Raw genomic sequence first — 18,807 nt, 5'->3', positions numbered from 1 at the left:
TGATATACAGCAATATTGCAATTAATGTATATTTAGCCGGATGTCAACCATTTTCTCATTGCATGTGAAATGCTAATAATTTGATCCGCAAATCAACACATGGTATGAATGAGCATGGTATCCGCGAAATTACGAGGTTCTCTCGTCAGAGTTTACGGAGTTGGCGTATTCATCCGGGGGCTTTCCGGTTCGGGCAAATCCGCCACAGCCATCAAGCTCATGAATCGGGGTCACCGTCTGGTCGCGGACGATCTTGTCAACATTACCGCCGGACCTGATGGAACGCTGGTGGGCAGGGCACTGGAGAAAGACGTCAGAATAGAAGTCCGGGGATTGGGTGTTTTTGAAGCCCGTTCGCTGTTCCCCCACGGAGTGGCCGAATCGGCACGAATAGACTTCATTGCCGATTTGGACGCTTACGATCCAATGCGGGATTCGGGACGAGTTGAACCGGAAACGCGAACTACAAATCTCCTGGACAAGGAGATCCCCAGTGTCCGCGTACCGGTGACTGAAAGCATTGACCCTTCGCTCCTCATTGAGATTCTCGCACGACGTTTTTGTGATGCAGACACAGTGAAACACTCATGAATAGGAAAATTGTCATTGTAACGGGCATGTCCGGTTCAGGAAAATCTACGGCAGCGAAGACTCTGGAAGATGTCGGATTCTTCTGTGTGGACAATTTGCCTGTGGACCTTCTCCCCAAACTCCTGGAACTGGCGGACAGCACGGGGGGCGAAATCGCTCGCCTCGCCTTGATAATAGATCTGAGACAAAGGGAATTCTTTCCTCGCTATTCCAGCATCATGAAATCGTTGGAATTGGCTGGGGTGAGTCTGGACGTTCTGTTCCTGGATTCGAGAGACGATGTGTTGGTCCGGCGCTACAGCCAGACTCGACGTCAGCATCCTCTTGCGCCAAGAGGAAACCTCCTGGATGGGATCAATAAAGAACGAAAAGAACTGCAGGAAATACGCGAGCGGTCGGACTGGATCATCGATACCTCCGATATGACGGTTCATCAACTCCGTGACGAAATCAGGAAAATATTCAACAGCTATAGAAGCGATTACTTAAAAGTTGTGGTCATGTCTTTCGGATTCGGAAAAGGTGTCCCCGTGGAATCCGACATGGTTCTGGATGTGCGTTTCTTGCCGAATCCCTTTTTTGTCGAGGAGTTGAAAGCAAAAGACGGCCGCGATCCTAGTGTGGCAAACTGGTTGCTCGGACATGAAGTTACCCGCAAGTTCCTTGATAAATTTGAAGAATTGTTGACGTTCCTATTACCTCTTTACATACGGGAAGGGAAGCAGTACTTTACTATTTCAATCGGATGTACGGGTGGATTTCACAGATCGGTGCTCGTTGCGGAACACATAGCGCAGTTGCTCGTTCGGAACGATTATACGAGAGTGGAAGTCAAGCATAGGGAATTAGGCACTTAATTCATACACCTCAGGAATGTAAACTATGATTGGAATACTTGTGCTGACCCATGGCGAGTTGGGACAGCAGTTCATCAATACCGCTCGTTTAATAGGATTGAATTCTGAAGATTCGTTAATAGCTTTGAGTATAGATCCCGGTGATTCACCGGATTCTCTGAGAAATCAGATTGCCGACTCCATCAAGAAGGTCGGTCAGGGTAACGGTGTGTTAATTCTAACGGATTTGTTCGGAGGCACTCCAACGAATCTCTCGCTGGCTTTTCTCCAGGAGGGAAGCGTTGAAGTAGTCACCGGATTGAACCTTCCCATGATCATTAAAGCAGTCAACTCACGAAACGAACAGGATCTGACCGGCCTGGCAAAACTCGTTGCGGATGCGGGCAAAGAGAACATATACCTCGCAGGCGAGTTTTTGAGACGGAGAATGAAATGAAGAACAGTGCCGCTGCGCCTGGAAGCCGTCGAGGTATATAGATGCCCATAGTCCTCGTACGAGTTGACGAGAGGCTCATACACGGACAAGTCCTGGAAGGGTGGGTCCCTTCCACCAGGGCAGAGGAATTATTCATTGCGAATGATGCCCTGGCCGATGATCTCATACAACAGGAAATTCTTTCATCTGCGGTCCCATTTTCCGTCAAAGTCGTGATCGACAGTGTCGATCGGATTGCCTCGTTGCTCATGCGTGAAAACGAGAGAGACGTGAGACGCATGATCCTCGTGGACAATCCCCTTGACGCCCTCAGGCTCAAAAAACTGGGAGTGAACTTCGACCGCCTCAACCTGGGCAACTTAACTGCAAACAGCGCTGTAGCTTCTTTGAGCAGATCCGTGATACTGGGCAATGACAGTCTTCGGGCACTTTTGAACATTGTTGAGGAAGGGGTGCGCGTGCATATTCAGAGTGTGCCTTTTGAAAAGTCTGTTGATTTTTGCGAGGTGTGCGATTGCCTGCCCGAAGAGAGGTGATCGACACTTACGTTCTCCGTGCATGTGCTCGGGAACGCATAAAGCCACTCAGAAGCGATCTTTGATGTAACCATGTCCTCATCATAGTGGACCGACGCTACTTGGATTCACGATTTGCGATTACAGCAGTTGACATGATCTGACCTTTTTGAACACCCTACTCTTAACAAGGAACGGTAGGGCGGACGTCCCTGCAGGGCCGAACGGGTCGATTTATTTTGAAAAATGTGCCGGCACGGAGGCCGGCACCCACCAATTTTCGAGAAGCGCTTTCCGCAATCGGACAAGAATCCGGACATTTGCCATGGGCGCTGTATTGAAGGCGAAGATTGCACCGATTGTCACCCGGTGACAATTCAATCCTGGGGCTGTTGCCATGTTTTATGACGCATTGCTGGCCGGAACCCTCGGAGGCTTGCTTTGGTTGGACAGGTTCCAGGTCTTTCAAATCATGATCTCGAGACCGCTCGTGGCAGCGCCTTTGATCGGGTTCGCCCTTGGAGATTTCACAGTCGGCCTTGCAGCAGGGCTCCTGTATGAGGTCTTGTGGTTGGACAGGCCGCCGGTTGGAGGATATGTTCCGCCGGATGTCACCATCGCTTCAGTTTCCACTGCTGCGGTTGCAGTCATTGTAAAACAGACCTCTTCTGTCTCGATTACTGCAGTGGTTTTCCTCAGTTTTCTTATCCTTCTTCCCCTGGCATTTGCCGGTGCCCGATTGGATTATCTGGTCAGGCTCGGACTGGGCGGTCTGGCACAAAAAGCCGAAAAGTCTCTGGCTGACGGCTTTGGACCGCCTCTATCCCGATATTTCTTCGGAGGCTTGCTGCTCGGGTTCGGCTGTGCATTTGGTATGATCTTCATGGCGGTACTTGCAGGAGCTACCCTGGTGGATATCTTTATTACGTGGTTTCCTGTACCGGCTCAGCGTGCGCTCGAGTTGGGCTACTATTCCGTCCCTCTGGTGGGAGCAATGGAATTATTACAGGGATTCGCCGAAAAGAGACATATTGCGTTGTTTATGGCAGGTCTGATAACTGCTTTGGCGGGAGGGCTGCTGGTTGGTATCTAGAAAACGCGAGCGCCTGAAAACACGTACATGTACGACATTCTCGACATAACGCCTGAACCGATGACTGCCGAAGATCTGGACGAAGTCTTGAGCATCGAGGCTGTCTCTTTTCCAACCCCCTGGTCGCGACAAATGTTTCTCGACGAACTGGCCCACAGGCATTCGCGACTGATCGTGTTCAGGGAGTCCGGGCAAATTGTGGGGTACATGTGTTTCTGGCAAGTCCTCGATGAGGCTCACCTGTTCAATATCGCGGTTGCCGACACAAAGCGAGGCCGCGGTATTGGTTTCAAGATCATGCAACACCTCGAAGAGATCTGCAGGGGGAACGGCATGAATCGTATTATCCTCGAGGTCGCACGACGGAATTCCGCTGCTCGAGCGCTCTACAAGAAAGCAGGATTCAACTCCGTCGGGTTTCGGAAGAAATACTATGCAGTGGTCGATGACGATGCTTTTGTCATGGAAAAATGGTTGGGTAACCAGACAGAATCAGCACCCCAGAATTCGGAAGAAATTGCGCGCTGATGTATAACTGTCCGCAAAATCGACAACATGTTTTTTGCTTTACCCGGGTTGCCGCACTATTGGCATTCCTGATCGTCTGCTCGATTGACATCCTTGTATCCGCACAATCTCTACCCGTTTCCGAAATGCAGCAGGAACGCAAGCGCATGGTGGAGACTCAGTTCAAGGGTCTCGGCCGCACTCCCATAGAAAACGCTGCAGTGCTGCAAGCTATGCTCACGGTTCCTCGTCATCTGTTCGTGCCGAGCAGTCACAGGCGGTTGTCATATGAAGACACTCCTTTGCCCATAGGATTCGGTCAGACCATTTCCCAGCCGTACATCGTTGCTCTCATGACTCAGGCGCTGGGAGTGGAACCGGGAATGAAGGTTCTCGAAATCGGTACCGGCTCCGGATATCAGGCTGCAGTTCTGGCACAGATTACGCCTCACGTGTACACGGTGGAAATTATCGAAGAGCTGTACCGGTCGGCATCCAAGCGACTTCAGGATCTGGGCTATTCATCCGTCGTCGTTCGCCAGGGGGATGGATACTTCGGCCTGAGCGAGGGTGCTCCCTATGATCGCATCATTGTAACCTGTGCAGCATTGCACATACCTGCCCCCCTGTTCGATCAGCTCAAGCCCGGAGGCAAAATGATTATCCCGGTGGGGGGCGGTTTCGAAACGCAAAGACTCCTGCTCGTGTCAAAAGACCAGCAGGGTGGCCGTACTTCACAGACTCTGGAACTCGTACGATTCGTTCCCCTGCTCCGTGGAACACATTGATAAATGAATGCTGTTTCGATGCGGTACGGGTTTTTTCTTGCCGCGATTTTCCTTATTTCGTTCGTCGCGGTGGGATGGCAGATCGTACTGATGCGCTGTCTGCTTATCGCGCGCTATCATCATTTCTCATTTCTCGTGATCAGTTGTGCGCTGCTGGGGTTTGGTGCGGGTGGAGCAATACTCGCATTGGGTGGGGCATGGTTTGAGAAGAACTCTGAGAATGTGCTGAGATGGGGGACTCTCGTTTTCGCTTTGTGTCTTCCGGCCAGTTTCAAGGTCGGGGAATTGCTCCCTTTGAATGTCTATTTTCCGCCTATAGCGTGGGGAAGCACCATTGCCTGGTGGACGCTCTTCTGGGTCGTCCATAGTCTGCCTTTTCTTTTGGCCGGATTGCTCATAGGACTTGCCCTCATGGCGGGAAAAGAGGAAGTACCGGGAATCTACGCATCCAATCTCGCCGGGAGTGCTGCTGGAGCGATCGGGTCCATAGTGCTACTCGCACGTTTTCCAGCCAACGGGCTTGTGCTGGTTCTGTCGCTTGTGGTCCTCGTATCAGGCTTGTTCCTTCTCTTCGCGGCCCGGACAGGAAGTGCTGCGTACTCGTGGGTTCTTGCAGGGACGGCAATCATCGTTTCGGCTGGGTTTGCCCTGCCCCCCGACCGGTCGTTCCCGCTCAACGTGGATCAGTACAAACCCTTGGCTTACGTGCAGCAATTGGAGAAACAGGGAGCTGCTGAAAGGCTGATATCGCGATCCGGTCCGAGAGGTCGAATAGATGTGTTCTCGAGCTCGCTATTCCATTCGCTGCTTGCTCTCAGTTCTCGGGAAGCGCCTCCTCCCATGGATATGCTCCTGGTGGACGGATTCCAGGTCGGATCCATTCTCGACATAAAATCAGAGAAGGACGCACGGTTTCTTGACAGCGCTCTTTACTCCCTGCCCTACAAGATAATCGCACCCAAACGAGTTCTGATTCTGGGAGAAACCGGGGGAGTTCACATCTGGGCGGCACGGCTCACACCGGCCGATTCGATTACCGTGGTTCAGCCGGATGCCAATATCGTCAGAGTCCTGCGGGAGCACGCGAGCCATGTGTTCGACGATCCCCGTGTACGGATCGGCGTACAGGAACCTCGGGCGTTTCTCGATTCAACCGATGAGGTATTCGATGTCATACAATTTGCCGGACTGGAAGGATTTGCCGCAGGCTCAGGCGGCATAGGAGGGCTGCGGGAAGACTATTTGGCTACCGTCGAGGGATATGGCAAGAGCCTCTCCCGGCTTTCGGAAAGGGGAATTGCTTGCGTGGTACGGGGAATACAGGAGCCTGCCCGGGATAATCTCAAGATTATTGCAACCTGGATAGAAGCTCTGGAGAGAGCGGGAGCAAAGGCGCCCGGTAATCACCTGCTGCTTGCACGGGACGAGCTTTCCTTTGTGACCCTGGTAGGAAGATCGGAATTCACCGATACCGAGGTGAATGCTTTCCGAGAGGCAGCTCGAAAAATGTCGTGGGAAGTTGAATGGTTTCCTGGAATACGGCCTGAAGACACAAATAAGATTCACGTGCTTCCCGGACCGGGTGGGAAATCCTGGTATCACGAAGCGGTCAATAAGCTGCTCCCAACGAATCGTGAAGAATTCCTCGACACCTGGCTCTTTCGCATCGAACCGGCGCGTGACGACAGTCCTTTCTTCTACGATTTTTTCAAATGGAGATCGTTGGCGCGCCTGGCGGAAGTATTCGGTCCGTTGTGGCCTGCCCGGGCTGAAATGGGTTTTCTCGTGCTGCTGATCTCATTGTTATGGGCAATCACTTTCGCTTCGATATTGATTCCCGGTCCGGCGATCCTGCTGATTCGAAGTGCAGAAGGTCCGTCGTTCAGGTACGTGATCTCTTTGGCGGGTTACTTCGGATGTCTGGGAATTGGGTTCATGTTCGTGGAGATGAGTTTTGTTCAGATCTTCACACGTTTCTTCGGCGATCCCGTGATCGCTGCGGGAGTGGTGGTAGGAACGTTTCTCTTTTTTGCAGGAATAGGCAGTTTCTGTTCGTCTTCCGTTTCACGCAGTATCCCTGGGGGGATTGTTTCCGTGGGGTGCATTATAAGTCTTTTTGTGCTCGCTTTTACTTTTGCATTCCCCCTTCTTCTCGAGTCTGCAGCCGGAGCCTCCGAATTCTGCAAATATTCCATTGGAATAGGAGTCATGGCGATTCCCGCTTTCTTCATGGGAATGCCCTTCCCCTCCGGATTGATGAAGGTGCACGAAAATGCTGCCCCCGCAGTTCCCCTTGCATGGGCGATCAATGGATTCGCATCAGTCATATCGGCATGCGCGGCAGTCCTGATTGCCATGGTGTGGGGGTTCGACGCACTCCTGGTTTCTGCAGCAGCGGTATATGTGATTGCAGGAAGTTTATTCCGCCAAATAGGAAATCGTGGCTTCTTGCAGGGGGATTCCCCTTGCTATTCACCTTTGAATCAAAAAGGTATCAAATAGATCCATCCAATTTCCTGGCATCGATTCTCATCATTGCCCTTATGACTCGGAAAATTTAAAAACTTTTTTAATGTATGAGAGAAAAGTTCTTGTATCCGCAGGCGATAATCGTTATAAGCTCATCCCCGGTTGGTCGCATTTAATCAACCCTTCATGAACAGGGGATATTTATGAAATTTCATGCAATGCTCTTGGTTATGTCCATTCTCTTCATGCCGTTGCTCAGTTCATGTTCCGCTTTGAAGGCTGGAAACCCTGTGAAAGCAGGATTCGACACAGAACAGGAAGAAGGATGGCTCACGAGAAAAGTTCCCGGCCTCAGATCCCTTTCCAATATCATCCCCCCACCCTCCGAAGCACGCCAACAGTGGGACGAGCGCAAGAAACAGCAATCCGAGCACTGGTCCAGAGAAGGTAGTCTCTAATAATCAATTTGCGTTCAAAACCCCCCATTCCCCATAGGCGCTAATTTTTCTGCAATTCTTTGTCCCGCAGGGACCAAAGAAAATAGCCCGGTAATTCATTGCCGGGAATTTGTGTATCAGCCGTCCCTCCCGGACTCTAAAATCATTAGGTTTTTCCTTATCCGGCGATGAATCACCGGCCTATTGTCAGTTGTTCCTCCGGAACAAACGACCAAAAACGCCATAAGTTAGCGCCTACGCCCCCATTCCCTCCTTTAATAAAGGGGAGTTAGAGGGAATTTTTGTCTAACTTTAAAGCAAATTGATGCGAAGTAATCGTTCAACAGTCGCATTCACCCTGCTGGGTTTTACGGGCCGATTGCTTTCAAGACAGTGCAGCGGCCAGGATCAACAACAATCCGTTCGTGAGATAAAACAGGCGCATGCGCCCGCCCCGATCGTGCAAATCCTGCCAGTCCCGGCTCATTCGAATCATACGGTCTATTCCATATACCTGAAGGATCGTCACAAGGGACAGGAGTGCTACGGGGTGGACCACCCCAAAAAGTACGAGCCCGGCAATGGAGATCAACGAAGCTGCAGCAAAGACTCTGAACCCCCAGATTGCGGCCGGGTTCCCCAGACGTACGGCTATGGTGCGCTTGCCTACACTCTTATCCGTCTTGATATCGGGAAGAGATTGGTAATAGAGAATCATCGCAACCATGAGACCAATGGGGATCGAAACCGCCCAGGCTTTCTCGATGGAACCTCCTGCAACGGCAGCCGCTGTTCCCCCGACCATGATGGGTCCCATATTGATCCCTACAAAGAGTTCCCCCAGTCCGAGATATCCATATCGAATAGGCGGAGCGGTATAGAAAACGCTTGAGAAAAAAGAAAACCCCATTACACCTGCAAGCCACCAGACTCCCGATGCCCACACAATCCAGACTCCGCATGCGAACGCTATTGTGTACAGAAGGATGAGAGCATTCCGGATTTCTTGGGGAGCGATCTTGCCTTCCTGAATGACTCTGCTTCCCCCGATGGATTCGCCTGAATCCGCGCCGGTTTCATAATCGAAATAGTCGTTCGCCAGATTCGTACACAGATGGACAAGAAAAGAAGCAATCAGAACGATGGTCCAGCGTCCCGTATTCCATGCGCCTGCCCGAGCAGCCACGACTCCACCGAGAGTGAGGGGAATGAGCGTTGCAACGAAAAAAGGAACACGACTTGCCTGAATCCATGCACCTAAACGCTCGTGGGTCACGATACGTATCCCTCGTGAAGATACGTCAAACCAAAGGTCAGCGGAAACGCTTTCACGGATTTCAGTCCGGCCCTGTCGAACAGGTCGGTCAGATCGTCCGGGTGGAGGAAATCCTGGATAGAGTCGGGCAGGTACGTGTACGCGCTCTTGTTTCCCGAGATCAATCCACCAACAAAAGGGATCACATTATTCAAGTACCATGTAAAGAAGCGCCTGAGACGCAGGTTCCTCGGGAAGGTCATTTCCAAAACGAGGATTTTTCCCTGCGGTCGGACGACACGCTTCATCTCCTTAATTGCCGCAAGCCTGTCCGGCATGTTCCGTATGCCGAATGCAACAGTTGCAGCATCGAACGTGTTATCCGGAAACGGCAAATGCAAAGCATCAGCCGCGGTATAGGAGATTTTTTCGGATAGATTCCGATCGTTGGTCTTTTCGATTGCCAGACGCATCATGTTTTCGACGAAATCGGCCCCGAAAACCTTCCTGTCCCGACTTGCGGCAATTTCGATGGCAAGATCGCCGGTCCCTGTGGCAACGTCCAGGATGGTCTTAGCATCTTCAGGTAATCGTTTTACTACGAAACGTCTCCACGAAACGTCCCTTCGCGCGGACATGATTCTGTTCAAGAGGTCGTAATGCGGGCTGATGGTGTTGAAAATGCGTTTTACCGCGTGAATTCGTTCCTGATCCGTCCATTGTTTCAAAGGTTTGTTTTCTAAAGCTGGTTCCATTTACAGAAGACTCTTTCAAGAATATCGAAGGTTTCGTACAGAACAACGCCCATAAGGGCCAGAACGACTATTCCTACAAATATCTGAGGCACGTCGCCCCTGCCCCATGCGTCCAGTATGTAAAATCCCATGCCGTATCGCGTACCGATGGATTCGACGAAGAATAGCACGGCAACGACGGTTCCTGTAGCGATTCTCAATGCGGTGAATACCGACGGAAGCGTGGACGGCCATATCACGTGGGCAAACAGATGCCGCTTAGTTCCCCCCAGGCTAAAAAGTGCATATCTGGCTGAACGGGGCACGGATCGCGCCGCATCACGTGTCGTAATAAGCAATTGGTAAAAGAGAATCAGTGAGAGCATGGCAATTTTGCCCATATCGCCAAGACCGAAAATCAGCAGCACCAGGGGGAGCAAAACGATTTTCGGAACCGGATAGGTCAAATAAATCAATGGACTGGCAAGACGATCCGCTCGTGGATTCGACCCGAGCAGTAATCCAAGAGGTACTGCAGTAATGAAGGAGATCGCCAGCGAGGCAAGCACCCGCATCCATGAAGTGCTCACATGGAGCCAAAACTTTCGCGTGCCGGCCTCGCTCACGAGTTTTCGCAGGACCGTGAACGGTCCGGCCAGGACCATTTCTCCAGCTATCCACGCGCCGATTTGCCAGATCGCCAGCAGAACGAGAACTCCCCAGAAGTAGCTTGTACGGGAATTCGTCATCCGTTCTGCTCCAGAAGACCGCGTACCTGTTTGTACATTTCATAAAATATGTCGGTCCCGCGATAATTTTCTGTACACCCTAGAGGATTCTCGACCGTTTCGAGCACCTTGCCCGGAGTGCCTCCCATGACGAGAATTCTTCGACCGAGCCGCACCGCTTCCTGAATATTGTGCGTGACAACGACCATGCCGAATCCGAGCTTACCCCATAGATCCGCCACAAGGTCCTGAAGCCGCTCTCGGGTCAAGGTATCCAGTGCTGCAAACGGCTCGTCGAGCAACAGCAGTGACGGTTTCAGGATCAGGGCGCGGGCAAGTGCGACCCGTTGCTTTTGACCGCCTGAAAGCTGTTGGGGATAAACCGAGCCTTTTTCTCCGATATCCAGTTCGGTGAGAAGCTCGTTCGTCCGGTCTTCTTCGATAGGCTCGTTGCGTATCTTGAGGCCGAGTTCCACATTGTCCCGCACCGACTTCCACGGGAAGAGGCCGTAATCCTGGAGGACCAGCGCTATTTCCCGATGAGGCCTGCGTAAAGGTTCACCCTTAAAGAGCAGGTGTCCCGAAGTAGGTTGTTCGAGTCCTGCCATGAGTAAGAGCAAGGTGGATTTGCCACAACCTGACGGCCCTACAATTGCCGCTGTCTCACCGGGACATAGGGCAAAATCGGTCGCGCTCAGTGCCGGAATCGGACCGTTGTCAGTGAGATACATTTTGGCTGCCGCAATGCAGCCCATGAGTTCATGGGAGGTATGAAGCATTCACAACCTGCTCGTATGTGAGCGATTCCGAAATTACACCTTTCTTGGTAAGCCATTGGATAATCGTCTGAACATTGTCTTTTTCAGGCGCTGCGAGTTCCGGAAATCGAGGAACCGGATAACTCGCCTTGAGATGTTCGGGCAGCCTGACATGCTCGACCATGGTGGTCCGGGCGGAATCCGGGTTCTCGTTTATGAGCTTGCTTGCTTCATTTTGAGCCATAAGAAACGCTTTGACCGCAGCAGGTTTCTTGTCCAGATATCCGCCGGAAAAAACCAGCACTGTCTGGCTTTCACCCAGTTTCGAGTCATCCGCGAGAAGGATGGCCCCTTTCCCGATTGCTGCCGTTGCCAGAGGTTCCGGGAGCGTCGCTGCTTCGACCTGACCGGAAAGTAACATCTGCATTCTCAGCCCGATGTTCTTGGCTTCAACCACTGCTACTTTATCCTGAGGCACTCCATTTCCGGTGAGGAGCCGCTCCGTCACGAAATCGATAACGGAATTCGATGAGATGGCCACCGGAATACCAGCCAAATCGCTCACCGACTTATACTCGCATTTCGGTTTACCCAGGACTGCAAACATGCGCTTATCCTTGCGAGTGTCATAGCTTGTCGCAACGATTCTTACGTTATGCCGATTCGCCTGGAGGACGACAGCAGTTAACAGGTCGCCAAAGTAGCCGTCAATGTTTCCCGTAGTAAGTGCCACGTCCTTTTCTGTTGCCGTGTTGAACGGGATCAATTCCACTTGGATCCCGTTCTTCTCGAAGAGTTTGTTGTCCTGGGCGACAAACAAAGGCAGCGCCTGAAGTACGGGAAGCACGCCGAAGCGTATCTTCTCCTGTGCCTGGGCCCCACTGTATGGGATGAAAACTGAAAGCACCAGTGCAGACAAAGTTAAAATTGTGCGAATCCGCATTATTTCCTCCCTTGTTCACAGACTTTATCTGAAGATCCGTTACCCAAACCGGACACAATGAATGCAACCGCCGTTTCTATCCATGCCTCTCGATTCTGAACAGACCCTTTGTACAAACCGAGCCCCGAATCCAGAAATTCCGTGTAATAAGCCCTCAGGAGAGTCTCCATAAGAGAGTTCACCAGGAATGCCGCCTTTTGCCGGTCGAGATCCGATCGCACTTCACCGCGGGAAATCGCTTCATCCAACATTTCAGTAAGGAACTCATTTCCGAGCTTGCGCAACCGAAGTATCCTCTCCGTGCCGAATGGAGCATCACCAGACTGGAGGAGCTGAAAATAGATGGCAGACAGAAGAGGATGCTTATCTATAAACGCAAATCCCGACCTGAGCAGTGTTCCCAGACGTACCGGAAAAGGCATCTCTTCAGTATCGGAACGCACTTTGCGTAAATAATTCTTCACCTGATCCACAGCGAGTTCCAGAACTGCATCGAAAAGGTTCCGCTTGGTCCTAAAATATTGAAATATGCTTCCCTTGCTGATTCCAGCAGCTCGCACCAGTGAATTCATGGAAGCATTTCTGTAGCCTTTTGAAGCGAATTCTGCCACAGCAGCGTCAAAGACTTTTTCCCTTTTTTCCAGGGGAAGATTTTTGAAAAGCTCTGTTCCGGATTCTGAATGGTCGTGCATTTCTCCACTCGGTTAAGAAAATCAAACCTGGGACTCTTACTCACAGATGGAAGCCACAGTAGGGGCAGGTCTCGCGTCTCGCGAGGCTGTCTCAAAATTATCCAAAACATACAAATCGTGGCACGATTCGCTATCTTTGTAGGGGTAGACCTAGTGCCTACCCTTTATTTGGGCGGGCACTAGGCCCGCCCCTACAATCAGACCGGAAAAGTGATGAGAAATACGTGCCACGGTCTGGGATAAATTTCGATTCTCCAGTTCACAGCCCTCAGGATTCTTGAGTCCTGGAGGGAAGGCTGAATCCTGAGGAGACAACATTATCGGTCAGTCGTTCATCCGGACAAAGCGACCTACTTGTCAGGCTTCCCGGTGTGATGACCACCCGGTCATTCTAAAATAGATTTGCATGCAGATCAAGATGTACGGCAGGTTCTGACACGTTTGGAATTAAGGAGAAAGGTCGGCAGAGCGCTGTCGTCCCTCGTCATTGCTGCGAAAGTGCTGCTGCTTTTTCTTCAATGAGCTTGCGCTGTTCTTCCCGGTAATCTTTGAGTTTTTGCTTCAATTCCGGGTCCTGCAAAGCGAGAATTTCCACAGCGAAGAGTCCGGCATTTTTGGCTCCTGCAGACCCCAGGCCCATCGTAGCAACAGGAACTCCCCCTGGCATCTGCACAGTGGATAAGAGTGCGTCCAGGCCTCCAAGGGGGGACGAATCCATGGGAACTCCGATTACCGGCAGCACTGTGTGCGCAGCGATGAAGCCCGCCAGATGGGCCGCCATTCCTGCACCTGCTATGAGAATTTTCCATCCTTCATTTTCAGCCCGCTTGGCCAGCTCAATCACTCTGTCCGGCGTCCGGTGAGCGGAAGCGACAGTCATGAAGTACTCTATCCCGAATTCTCTCAGCACTGAAGCGGCTCTCTGCATTACGGGCAAATCAGAATCGCTGCCCATCAAAATTCCAACTTGAATATTTCCCATAACTTCTCTCTTGCCGGAAAACTAATCGAGCTCTGCGGATTTCAAATAATCGGTAATCGCTGCATCGTACGCTGAAGTGAGTTGAAAGACTTTCTTGGCTAACCGGAAATTGGTTTCCAATGAAACCGATCCCTCGGAGCTTCGCATTTCGTTCAGGATCAAGGAGTAATCCGCAGGATCGGTCACAACAGTAACGAATGGATAATTTTTCGCTGAAGCTCTCAGGAGGGTCGGCCCGCCGATATCGATATTTTCAATGGCATCTTCCAACGTGCATCCCTCTTTCGCTATGGTCTTTTCGAACGCGTACAGATTCACCACGACCATGTCTATAGGTGAAATGCCATGCTTTTCCATAGCTTGAGCATGTTCAGGCCGCGTCCGGATGCCGAGAATGCCTCCATGGATTTTGGGGTGCAGGGTCTTTACCCGTCCGTCCAGCATTTCCGGAAAGCCTGTGAAATCGGAAACTTCTCGGATTGTCAGGCCTGCTCGGCCCAATGCGGCAGCGGTTCCCCCTGTGGACAGGATTTCCACTCCAAATTCCGCTAGACCGCGAGCCAGAACTTCGATACCCGACTTATCCGTCACACTTATGAGAGCCCGTTGAATTCTCGGCATGGAAACTCCTTATACAGATTCGCTCTTCTTCTCATAATCCGAGAGGCTGGAGTATCCTTCGCTCCGGACGACGCAGAGCCGTCTAATCACTCCGCTCAGAACACCCCAGCCTTCGCTATCTTATATGCATAACTGCGAAATGGCATTACACGTTCTTTATCGGCTGGTGGATTTCTTCAAAGGAACTATTTTTTGTTTGTTGAGTTCTCCCAAAGCGTCCTTCGCGAATTGGCTTTCCGGATCGGTTTTCACAACGAACTCCAGTTTCTTGAGCCCGCCTTCCATGTTGCCGGTTTTGAGAAAGACCATTCCAAGGCGATATTGAGCAGCGAGATAATCCGGATCGACTTGAACCGCATTTTTAAGTGCTTCCAGTGACTTACCGTATTCCTGCTGGTTGTCGTAGATGACTCCCAATCGATAGAAAGCTTCTTTAAAAGACGGATCCAGGGTGGCTGCTTTCTTATATGCATCCAGGGCCTTTCCGAAATTCTTCTTTTCCTCGTAAATGTATCCCAGATTGAACAGTGCGTTCGGATTGTCGTCCTTCAGTTTGATGGCTTTCTCGTAATATTCTGTTGCCTTATCCAGGTCCTTCTTGTTGAAATACGCTACCCCCATATTATACGCTGCCTTTTCCGGAGTTGCGTACTGGAGATCGGCCAAACATTTTTCAAACTGCTCCAAAGCTTTATCGTACTCGCCTTTTGCCAGAAGAGCAGTTCCGTAGTTGTTTCGGGCTTCCGTGAGCTTCTCGTCCAGTCCTATGGCTTTCTCATACTGTTCGATAGCTTTGTCGGTCATGCCTTTTTGCTGATAAGCCAATCCGAGTGCGTGCTCGATATCGGCGCTACCAGCATACAAGCTCTGCGCTGTAGTGAGCTCTTTTATGGCTTGAGGTGTTTTGCCCTCGCCGAGATAGGTGATCCCCAACTGATAATGGAACTGAACGGTTTTCTTGTCCGCTGACGAAAGTCCGAGTTGTTGGGGAACGCAGCCCAGCAGAACCAAAACCAATGGAAGAAACCTAAGGAGTTTCCCGCAACTCATGGCATATTCCTCGCATTTCATAGATAGGGAGTGTGGAAAAAAGGTAGGAAAGACCTGCTAATCGTATACGCCTCGGCTGATATTCCTGTCGAACGTCAATTCTCTGACAAATTCTCTGAGAAACGTATTCGTATCCCCTGTAGAATCCCACGTTCTGCAATGTTTCTTCTCGTCTTCCCGGATGTTTTCGAAATCGCTTTTGTGTTGTGAAAAGATTTCCCACCGACCATCCGAGGGTTCGTTCGATTTGGCTGAGCGATCTACGAGCCTAGCATGAATTGTCTTGTCCGGTGCCCAGCAGCATACGATTCTGAAACGTGCGCCAGCATCGAGCGCTAACCGGGCCGCTCTGACCCGATCCTCGTATCGAGCGAACGAGGCATCGAGAATGACGGATGAACCACGCGTAAGAGCTTCCCGAGCGTCTGCCAGAAGCGCCTGGTACGTCCTTTCCGTCGCCCCAGACGTATAGAACCCCTCGCGATAGTTGTCAAGCTGATGTTCTGCAGGAGAGAGGCCGTACATGCGTTTTCTCAGCACATCCGATCGTATAGGGGTTATTCCGAGCCGTTTCCCGAGTTTCTCCGCAATGAAGCTTTTTCCACTTCCCATAAGCCCGCATGTGACGATCAGCACCGGTTCAGGGGGAGCTTTCAGATTTGCAAGAGCCAGATCGAAATACGAGCGCGCCCTCATTGCCGCCGCAGCCTTGTCCTGCTCCGGTACTTCAGGTTCGTCCAGAGTAAATCCGATCACTTTACCTCGAACAAAGGCACGATAGGATTTGTAGAATCCCAGGAGCTTCAATGCATCCTCATCGCCTGATGCGGCTGCGTACTGCTTTGATACGCGGTCTGCAAAAGCGGGATATCCTCGATATTCAAAGTCCATAAGAAGGAATGCAAGATCGGAAGCAGTATCTCCGTACCGAAAACGATCGTTGAATTCGATACAGTCCAACAACATTATCTCATCCAGTACGATTACGTGATCGAGATGCAGATCTCCGTGACAGTCCCGAATGAATCCTTCTTGAACTCTTTTTGTAAACAGTGGTTCATTCTCCGCCAGGAACTGAATGGAGAGCGCTCGCGTCTCATCGTACACGGAACGATCGATGGTTCGGGAAATGTACGGTTCTGTCTGCACGAAGTTTTCTGTCACATTATTTCGAATCACCCGGGGAGATCCGAAGGCATCTATTTGCGGGCCTCGTTCGGCTTGTGCATGGAAATATGCAATACAGGAGGAAATGCGGTCCAGGAGTTCCGGAGTTACACGATCCCGATCAACCATACTTATCAAGAGTGCCTCTTCCGGAATTCTCCGCATAACGACTGCGGACTCGATCGCTTCACCCGGCCCTGTCAGATCGATTCCGGAATCCGTCCGGTAAATGGTTGCAACATCAAGGTAAATCCCCTTTGAAAATCGGGAATTGAGTGCCACTTCGCGGTGACAGTAATATGTACGCTTCTCTCGAGTGGTGAAATCTAGGAATCCGAAATTCACCGGCTTCTTGATTTTGTAAACCAGGTCTCCTGCTATAAAAACGACAGAAATGTGGGTCTGCAAGACTTGTACGGAATCAGGCCGCACAGGATAAACCGCGGGGTTGGATAATGCGGCAATGAGTTCCGGGAAATGGTCGGTCACGGGAGTTCTGTCCCACGGGACGCTAATTGTCCGCATGCCGCGAGAACATCCCTGCCTCTGGACTTGCGGACAATAGCCATGAGCGAACGGTTCAGGAGTATGTCCTGGAACTTGAGCACCCGTTCAGGCAAAGGTGATTCGAGATCGCCTGTTGCCTCATCATTGAGCGGAATGAGATTCACCTTTGCGCGAATGGGATTGAGCAATCGCACTAATTGTCGTGCATCCGCATCGGAGTCGTTCAGACCTCGTATCAGCACGTACTCGATGGTAATACGGTCACCTCTGGTGACGGGATATTTTCTCAACGTCTCCATAAGCGTGCCGATGGGATACTTTTTGTTGATCGGCATTATCTGATCCCGTTGTTCGTCGGTCACCGCATTGAGACTGACCGCAAGCTTGGCTCTCACCCGGTTTCCCAGCTCGGTTATTCGAGGAACCAGCCCAACAGTGGACACCGTTATCCTGCGCCAGGAAACCTGGGGTCCATTGGGGTGGCTCAGTATGTTCAGCGCTTTCACGGTTTGATCGAAATTCGCGAGTGGCTCTCCCATTCCCATAAAGACTATGTTGGTGATCCGACTGCTCGGCAAGCGCCGTCGCACAGTCAGAAGCTGAGAAACGATTTCTCCGGCAGTAAGATTTCTCACAAATCCCATGGAACCGGTTCTGCAAATTCTGCAGCCCATGGCGCATCCCACCTGAGTGGACACACACAGCGTGTCGTGATCCTCGGAAGGGATCAGCACCGTTTCAACCCTGAGTCCGTCTTCCAGGCCCAGGAGAAACTTGGTGGTACCATCCTCCGAACACTGCATGTCGATCAGCGTCGGGATACACAACCCTGCTCTTTCATTCAGTTCGTCCCTGAGTCTCTTGGACAGATTGGTCATGCCCGCGAATGAATCGGACAAGTCCTGGTGTATCCACTTCATTACCTGGGCGGCTCTGTACCGTTCTTTTCCGAGTCCGCGGAAAAAGTCTTCCATCTCGGAATGCGGCATTCCCACCAGGTCCGGAACGCATGTCTCAGGTTGAGATTTGTGAGAAACGCTCATCAAAATATTTCTATTCCGCTGAAGAAGTACCCTATCTCAAATGCCGCGCTTTCAGGAGAATCGGATCCGTGCACAATATTGTTCTGTTTACTGTCAGCCCATTTTGCTCGGATAGTTCCAGGCGCCGCTTCTGCAGGATCGGTCGCTCCCATGATTTCACGATTCCGTCGAATCACGTCCTCTCCTTCCAACACCATCAAGACCACGGGTCCCGACATCATGAATTCTACCAGTTCTCCGAAGAAAGGGCGTTCTTTATGAACATAGTAGAATCCTTCTGCTTCTTTGCGGCTCAAAAGCTTCATTTTCGCTGCCGCAATTCTGATTCCCTGCGACTCGAATGTCTTGATTACTTCTCCTATGAGATTCTTCGATACGCCATCCGGTTTGATGATGGAAAGAGTCTTTTCCATGCGATCCTCCTTAATAATAAGTCCGGCTCGAGGCCGGAACAACGGTCAATCAAAGCGGAACCCGTCCGCGTGTCTTCTAAAAGTTTCGAAAAGTATCGGTGCCCTGCGTCCGCTACCGGGCACCCATCCCGGGTGTTCGCGGGACCCCTACCGGTGCACGGAGGCCGTGATCCGCGACACCAGGAACAGTCATTACCAGAATGTCTGACTGTCTCTCAACT

General features: G+C 51.2%; 20 protein-coding genes and 1 pseudogene. 9 read left to right on the top strand and 12 right to left on the bottom strand.

What is annotated here, in order from left to right:
- Window positions 1-108: 108 nt before the first annotated feature.
- From DESTI_RS05715 to DESTI_RS05675, 9 genes are all read left to right on the top strand, one after another.
- Complete coding sequence (locus tag DESTI_RS05715) at window positions 109-591, top strand: HPr kinase/phosphorylase (protein ID WP_083846635.1); 483 nt, start codon at window positions 109-111, stop codon at window positions 589-591.
- A complete protein-coding gene (gene rapZ / locus DESTI_RS05710) occupies window positions 588-1,448 on the top strand; it encodes an RNase adapter RapZ (protein WP_014809011.1) in 861 nt (286 codons plus the stop codon). Before DESTI_RS05715 ends, rapZ begins: the two co-directional genes overlap by 4 nt.
- Window positions 1,449-1,473: 25 nt before the next feature.
- A complete protein-coding gene (locus DESTI_RS05705) occupies window positions 1,474-1,884 on the top strand; it encodes a PTS sugar transporter subunit IIA (protein WP_014809010.1) in 411 nt (136 codons plus the stop codon).
- Window positions 1,885-1,925: 41 nt separating this feature from the next.
- Entirely contained in the window at window positions 1,926-2,420 is a 495-nt protein-coding gene (locus DESTI_RS05700; protein WP_014809009.1) for a PTS sugar transporter subunit IIB, read from the top strand.
- A gap of 376 nt (window positions 2,421-2,796) precedes the next feature.
- Window positions 2,797-3,492: a PTS sugar transporter subunit IIC gene (locus DESTI_RS05695; RefSeq protein WP_014809008.1), complete on the top strand. Its 696-nt coding sequence runs from the start codon at window positions 2,797-2,799 to the stop codon at window positions 3,490-3,492.
- A gap of 27 nt (window positions 3,493-3,519) precedes the next feature.
- The gene (rimI, locus tag DESTI_RS05690; RefSeq protein WP_014809007.1) at window positions 3,520-4,020 is read left to right on the top strand and encodes a ribosomal protein S18-alanine N-acetyltransferase; all 501 of its coding nucleotides are present in this window, start codon (window positions 3,520-3,522) and stop codon (window positions 4,018-4,020) included.
- Window positions 4,020-4,787, top strand: coding sequence for a protein-L-isoaspartate(D-aspartate) O-methyltransferase (locus DESTI_RS05685; protein ID WP_014809006.1), 768 nt, complete (start codon window positions 4,020-4,022; stop codon window positions 4,785-4,787). Before rimI ends, DESTI_RS05685 begins: the two co-directional genes overlap by 1 nt.
- Before the next feature lie 3 nt (window positions 4,788-4,790).
- Entirely contained in the window at window positions 4,791-7,289 is a 2,499-nt protein-coding gene (locus DESTI_RS05680; protein WP_014809005.1) for a spermidine synthase, read from the top strand.
- Between the two features lie 170 nt (window positions 7,290-7,459).
- Window positions 7,460-7,714 (top strand): hypothetical protein, encoded by a 255-nt coding sequence (locus DESTI_RS05675; RefSeq protein WP_014809004.1) that lies wholly within the window; start codon window positions 7,460-7,462, stop codon window positions 7,712-7,714.
- Between the two features lie 364 nt (window positions 7,715-8,078).
- On the opposite strand, the gene menA is transcribed toward DESTI_RS05675, so the two are convergent.
- The 12 genes and pseudogenes from menA to ndk all read right to left on the bottom strand — a co-directional run bounded on the left by menA (window position 8,079) and on the right by ndk (window position 18,586).
- Window positions 8,079-8,969, bottom strand: a complete 891-nt coding sequence (gene menA / locus DESTI_RS05670) for a 1,4-dihydroxy-2-naphthoate octaprenyltransferase (protein WP_014809003.1) — start codon at window positions 8,967-8,969, stop codon at window positions 8,079-8,081.
- On the bottom strand, window positions 8,966-9,703 hold the full coding sequence (ubiE, locus tag DESTI_RS05665) for a bifunctional demethylmenaquinone methyltransferase/2-methoxy-6-polyprenyl-1,4-benzoquinol methylase UbiE (protein WP_014809002.1): 738 nt from the start codon (window positions 9,701-9,703) through the stop codon (window positions 8,966-8,968). Before ubiE ends, menA begins: the two co-directional genes overlap by 4 nt.
- Window positions 9,688-10,431, bottom strand: a complete 744-nt coding sequence (locus DESTI_RS05660) for an ABC transporter permease (RefSeq protein ID WP_014809001.1) — start codon at window positions 10,429-10,431, stop codon at window positions 9,688-9,690. The genes ubiE and DESTI_RS05660 overlap by 16 nt, the downstream gene beginning before the upstream one ends.
- Complete coding sequence (locus DESTI_RS05655; RefSeq protein ID WP_014809000.1) at window positions 10,428-11,189, bottom strand: ABC transporter ATP-binding protein; 762 nt, start codon at window positions 11,187-11,189, stop codon at window positions 10,428-10,430. The genes DESTI_RS05660 and DESTI_RS05655 overlap by 4 nt, the downstream gene beginning before the upstream one ends.
- Entirely contained in the window at window positions 11,170-12,111 is a 942-nt protein-coding gene (locus DESTI_RS05650) for an ABC transporter substrate-binding protein (RefSeq protein ID WP_014808999.1), read from the bottom strand. Before DESTI_RS05650 ends, DESTI_RS05655 begins: the two co-directional genes overlap by 20 nt.
- Window positions 12,111-12,803, bottom strand: a complete 693-nt coding sequence (locus tag DESTI_RS05645; RefSeq protein ID WP_014808998.1) for a TetR/AcrR family transcriptional regulator — start codon at window positions 12,801-12,803, stop codon at window positions 12,111-12,113. Before DESTI_RS05645 ends, DESTI_RS05650 begins: the two co-directional genes overlap by 1 nt.
- 484 nt (window positions 12,804-13,287) lie before the next feature.
- On the bottom strand, window positions 13,288-13,785 hold the full coding sequence (gene purE / locus DESTI_RS05640; RefSeq protein ID WP_014808997.1) for a 5-(carboxyamino)imidazole ribonucleotide mutase: 498 nt from the start codon (window positions 13,783-13,785) through the stop codon (window positions 13,288-13,290).
- A gap of 42 nt (window positions 13,786-13,827) precedes the next feature.
- Window positions 13,828-14,406 (bottom strand): annotated as a pseudogene (locus DESTI_RS05635) (IMP cyclohydrolase); the annotation flags it as partial.
- A gap of 156 nt (window positions 14,407-14,562) precedes the next feature.
- Window positions 14,563-15,456: a tetratricopeptide repeat protein gene (locus DESTI_RS05630; protein ID WP_014808995.1), complete on the bottom strand. Its 894-nt coding sequence runs from the start codon at window positions 15,454-15,456 to the stop codon at window positions 14,563-14,565.
- Between the two features lie 57 nt (window positions 15,457-15,513).
- The gene (locus DESTI_RS05625; RefSeq protein WP_014808994.1) at window positions 15,514-17,148 is read right to left on the bottom strand and encodes a bifunctional aminoglycoside phosphotransferase/ATP-binding protein; all 1,635 of its coding nucleotides are present in this window, start codon (window positions 17,146-17,148) and stop codon (window positions 15,514-15,516) included.
- Window positions 17,109-18,173 (bottom strand): dual-specificity RNA methyltransferase RlmN, encoded by a 1,065-nt coding sequence (gene rlmN / locus DESTI_RS05620; protein WP_014808993.1) that lies wholly within the window; start codon window positions 18,171-18,173, stop codon window positions 17,109-17,111. The genes DESTI_RS05625 and rlmN overlap by 40 nt, the downstream gene beginning before the upstream one ends.
- A complete protein-coding gene (gene ndk, locus DESTI_RS05615; protein WP_014808992.1) occupies window positions 18,173-18,586 on the bottom strand; it encodes a nucleoside-diphosphate kinase in 414 nt (137 codons plus the stop codon). The genes rlmN and ndk overlap by 1 nt, the downstream gene beginning before the upstream one ends.
- Between the last annotated feature and the right edge of the window lie 221 nt (window positions 18,587-18,807).

Origin of the sequence: Desulfomonile tiedjei DSM 6799 (genome assembly GCF_000266945.1) — a bacterium.
Lineage (GTDB): Bacteria > Desulfobacterota > Desulfomonilia > Desulfomonilales > Desulfomonilaceae > Desulfomonile > Desulfomonile tiedjei.
The sequence above is the reverse complement of the archived record's forward strand: the minus strand, read 5'-3'. Positions and strand labels throughout refer to the sequence as shown.

Bases quoted from the DNA above. Each gene is read 5' to 3' on its own strand.
- DESTI_RS05715 (WP_083846635.1), top strand. From the start codon at position 109: ATGAGCATGGTATCCGCGAAATTACGAGGTTCTCTCGTCAGAGTTTAC.
- rapZ (WP_014809011.1), top strand. From the start codon at position 588: ATGAATAGGAAAATTGTCATTGTAACGGGCATGTCCGGTTCAGGAAAA.
- DESTI_RS05705 (WP_014809010.1), top strand. From the start codon at position 1,474: ATGATTGGAATACTTGTGCTGACCCATGGCGAGTTGGGACAGCAGTTC.
- DESTI_RS05700 (WP_014809009.1), top strand. From the start codon at position 1,926: ATGCCCATAGTCCTCGTACGAGTTGACGAGAGGCTCATACACGGACAA.
- DESTI_RS05695 (WP_014809008.1), top strand. From the start codon at position 2,797: ATGTTTTATGACGCATTGCTGGCCGGAACCCTCGGAGGCTTGCTTTGG.
- rimI (WP_014809007.1), top strand. From the start codon at position 3,520: ATGTACGACATTCTCGACATAACGCCTGAACCGATGACTGCCGAAGAT.
- DESTI_RS05685 (WP_014809006.1), top strand. From the start codon at position 4,020: ATGTATAACTGTCCGCAAAATCGACAACATGTTTTTTGCTTTACCCGG.
- DESTI_RS05680 (WP_014809005.1), top strand. From the start codon at position 4,791: ATGAATGCTGTTTCGATGCGGTACGGGTTTTTTCTTGCCGCGATTTTC.
- DESTI_RS05675 (WP_014809004.1), top strand. From the start codon at position 7,460: ATGAAATTTCATGCAATGCTCTTGGTTATGTCCATTCTCTTCATGCCG.
- ubiE (WP_014809002.1), bottom strand. From the start codon at position 9,703: ATGGAACCAGCTTTAGAAAACAAACCTTTGAAACAATGGACGGATCAG.
- DESTI_RS05660 (WP_014809001.1), bottom strand. From the start codon at position 10,431: ATGACGAATTCCCGTACAAGCTACTTCTGGGGAGTTCTCGTTCTGCTG.
- DESTI_RS05655 (WP_014809000.1), bottom strand. From the start codon at position 11,189: ATGCTTCATACCTCCCATGAACTCATGGGCTGCATTGCGGCAGCCAAA.
- DESTI_RS05650 (WP_014808999.1), bottom strand. From the start codon at position 12,111: ATGCGGATTCGCACAATTTTAACTTTGTCTGCACTGGTGCTTTCAGTT.
- DESTI_RS05645 (WP_014808998.1), bottom strand. From the start codon at position 12,803: ATGCACGACCATTCAGAATCCGGAACAGAGCTTTTCAAAAATCTTCCC.
- purE (WP_014808997.1), bottom strand. From the start codon at position 13,785: ATGGGAAATATTCAAGTTGGAATTTTGATGGGCAGCGATTCTGATTTG.
- DESTI_RS05630 (WP_014808995.1), bottom strand. From the start codon at position 15,456: ATGAGTTGCGGGAAACTCCTTAGGTTTCTTCCATTGGTTTTGGTTCTG.
- DESTI_RS05625 (WP_014808994.1), bottom strand. From the start codon at position 17,148: ATGCGGACAATTAGCGTCCCGTGGGACAGAACTCCCGTGACCGACCAT.
- rlmN (WP_014808993.1), bottom strand. From the start codon at position 18,173: ATGAGCGTTTCTCACAAATCTCAACCTGAGACATGCGTTCCGGACCTG.
- ndk (WP_014808992.1), bottom strand. From the start codon at position 18,586: ATGGAAAAGACTCTTTCCATCATCAAACCGGATGGCGTATCGAAGAAT.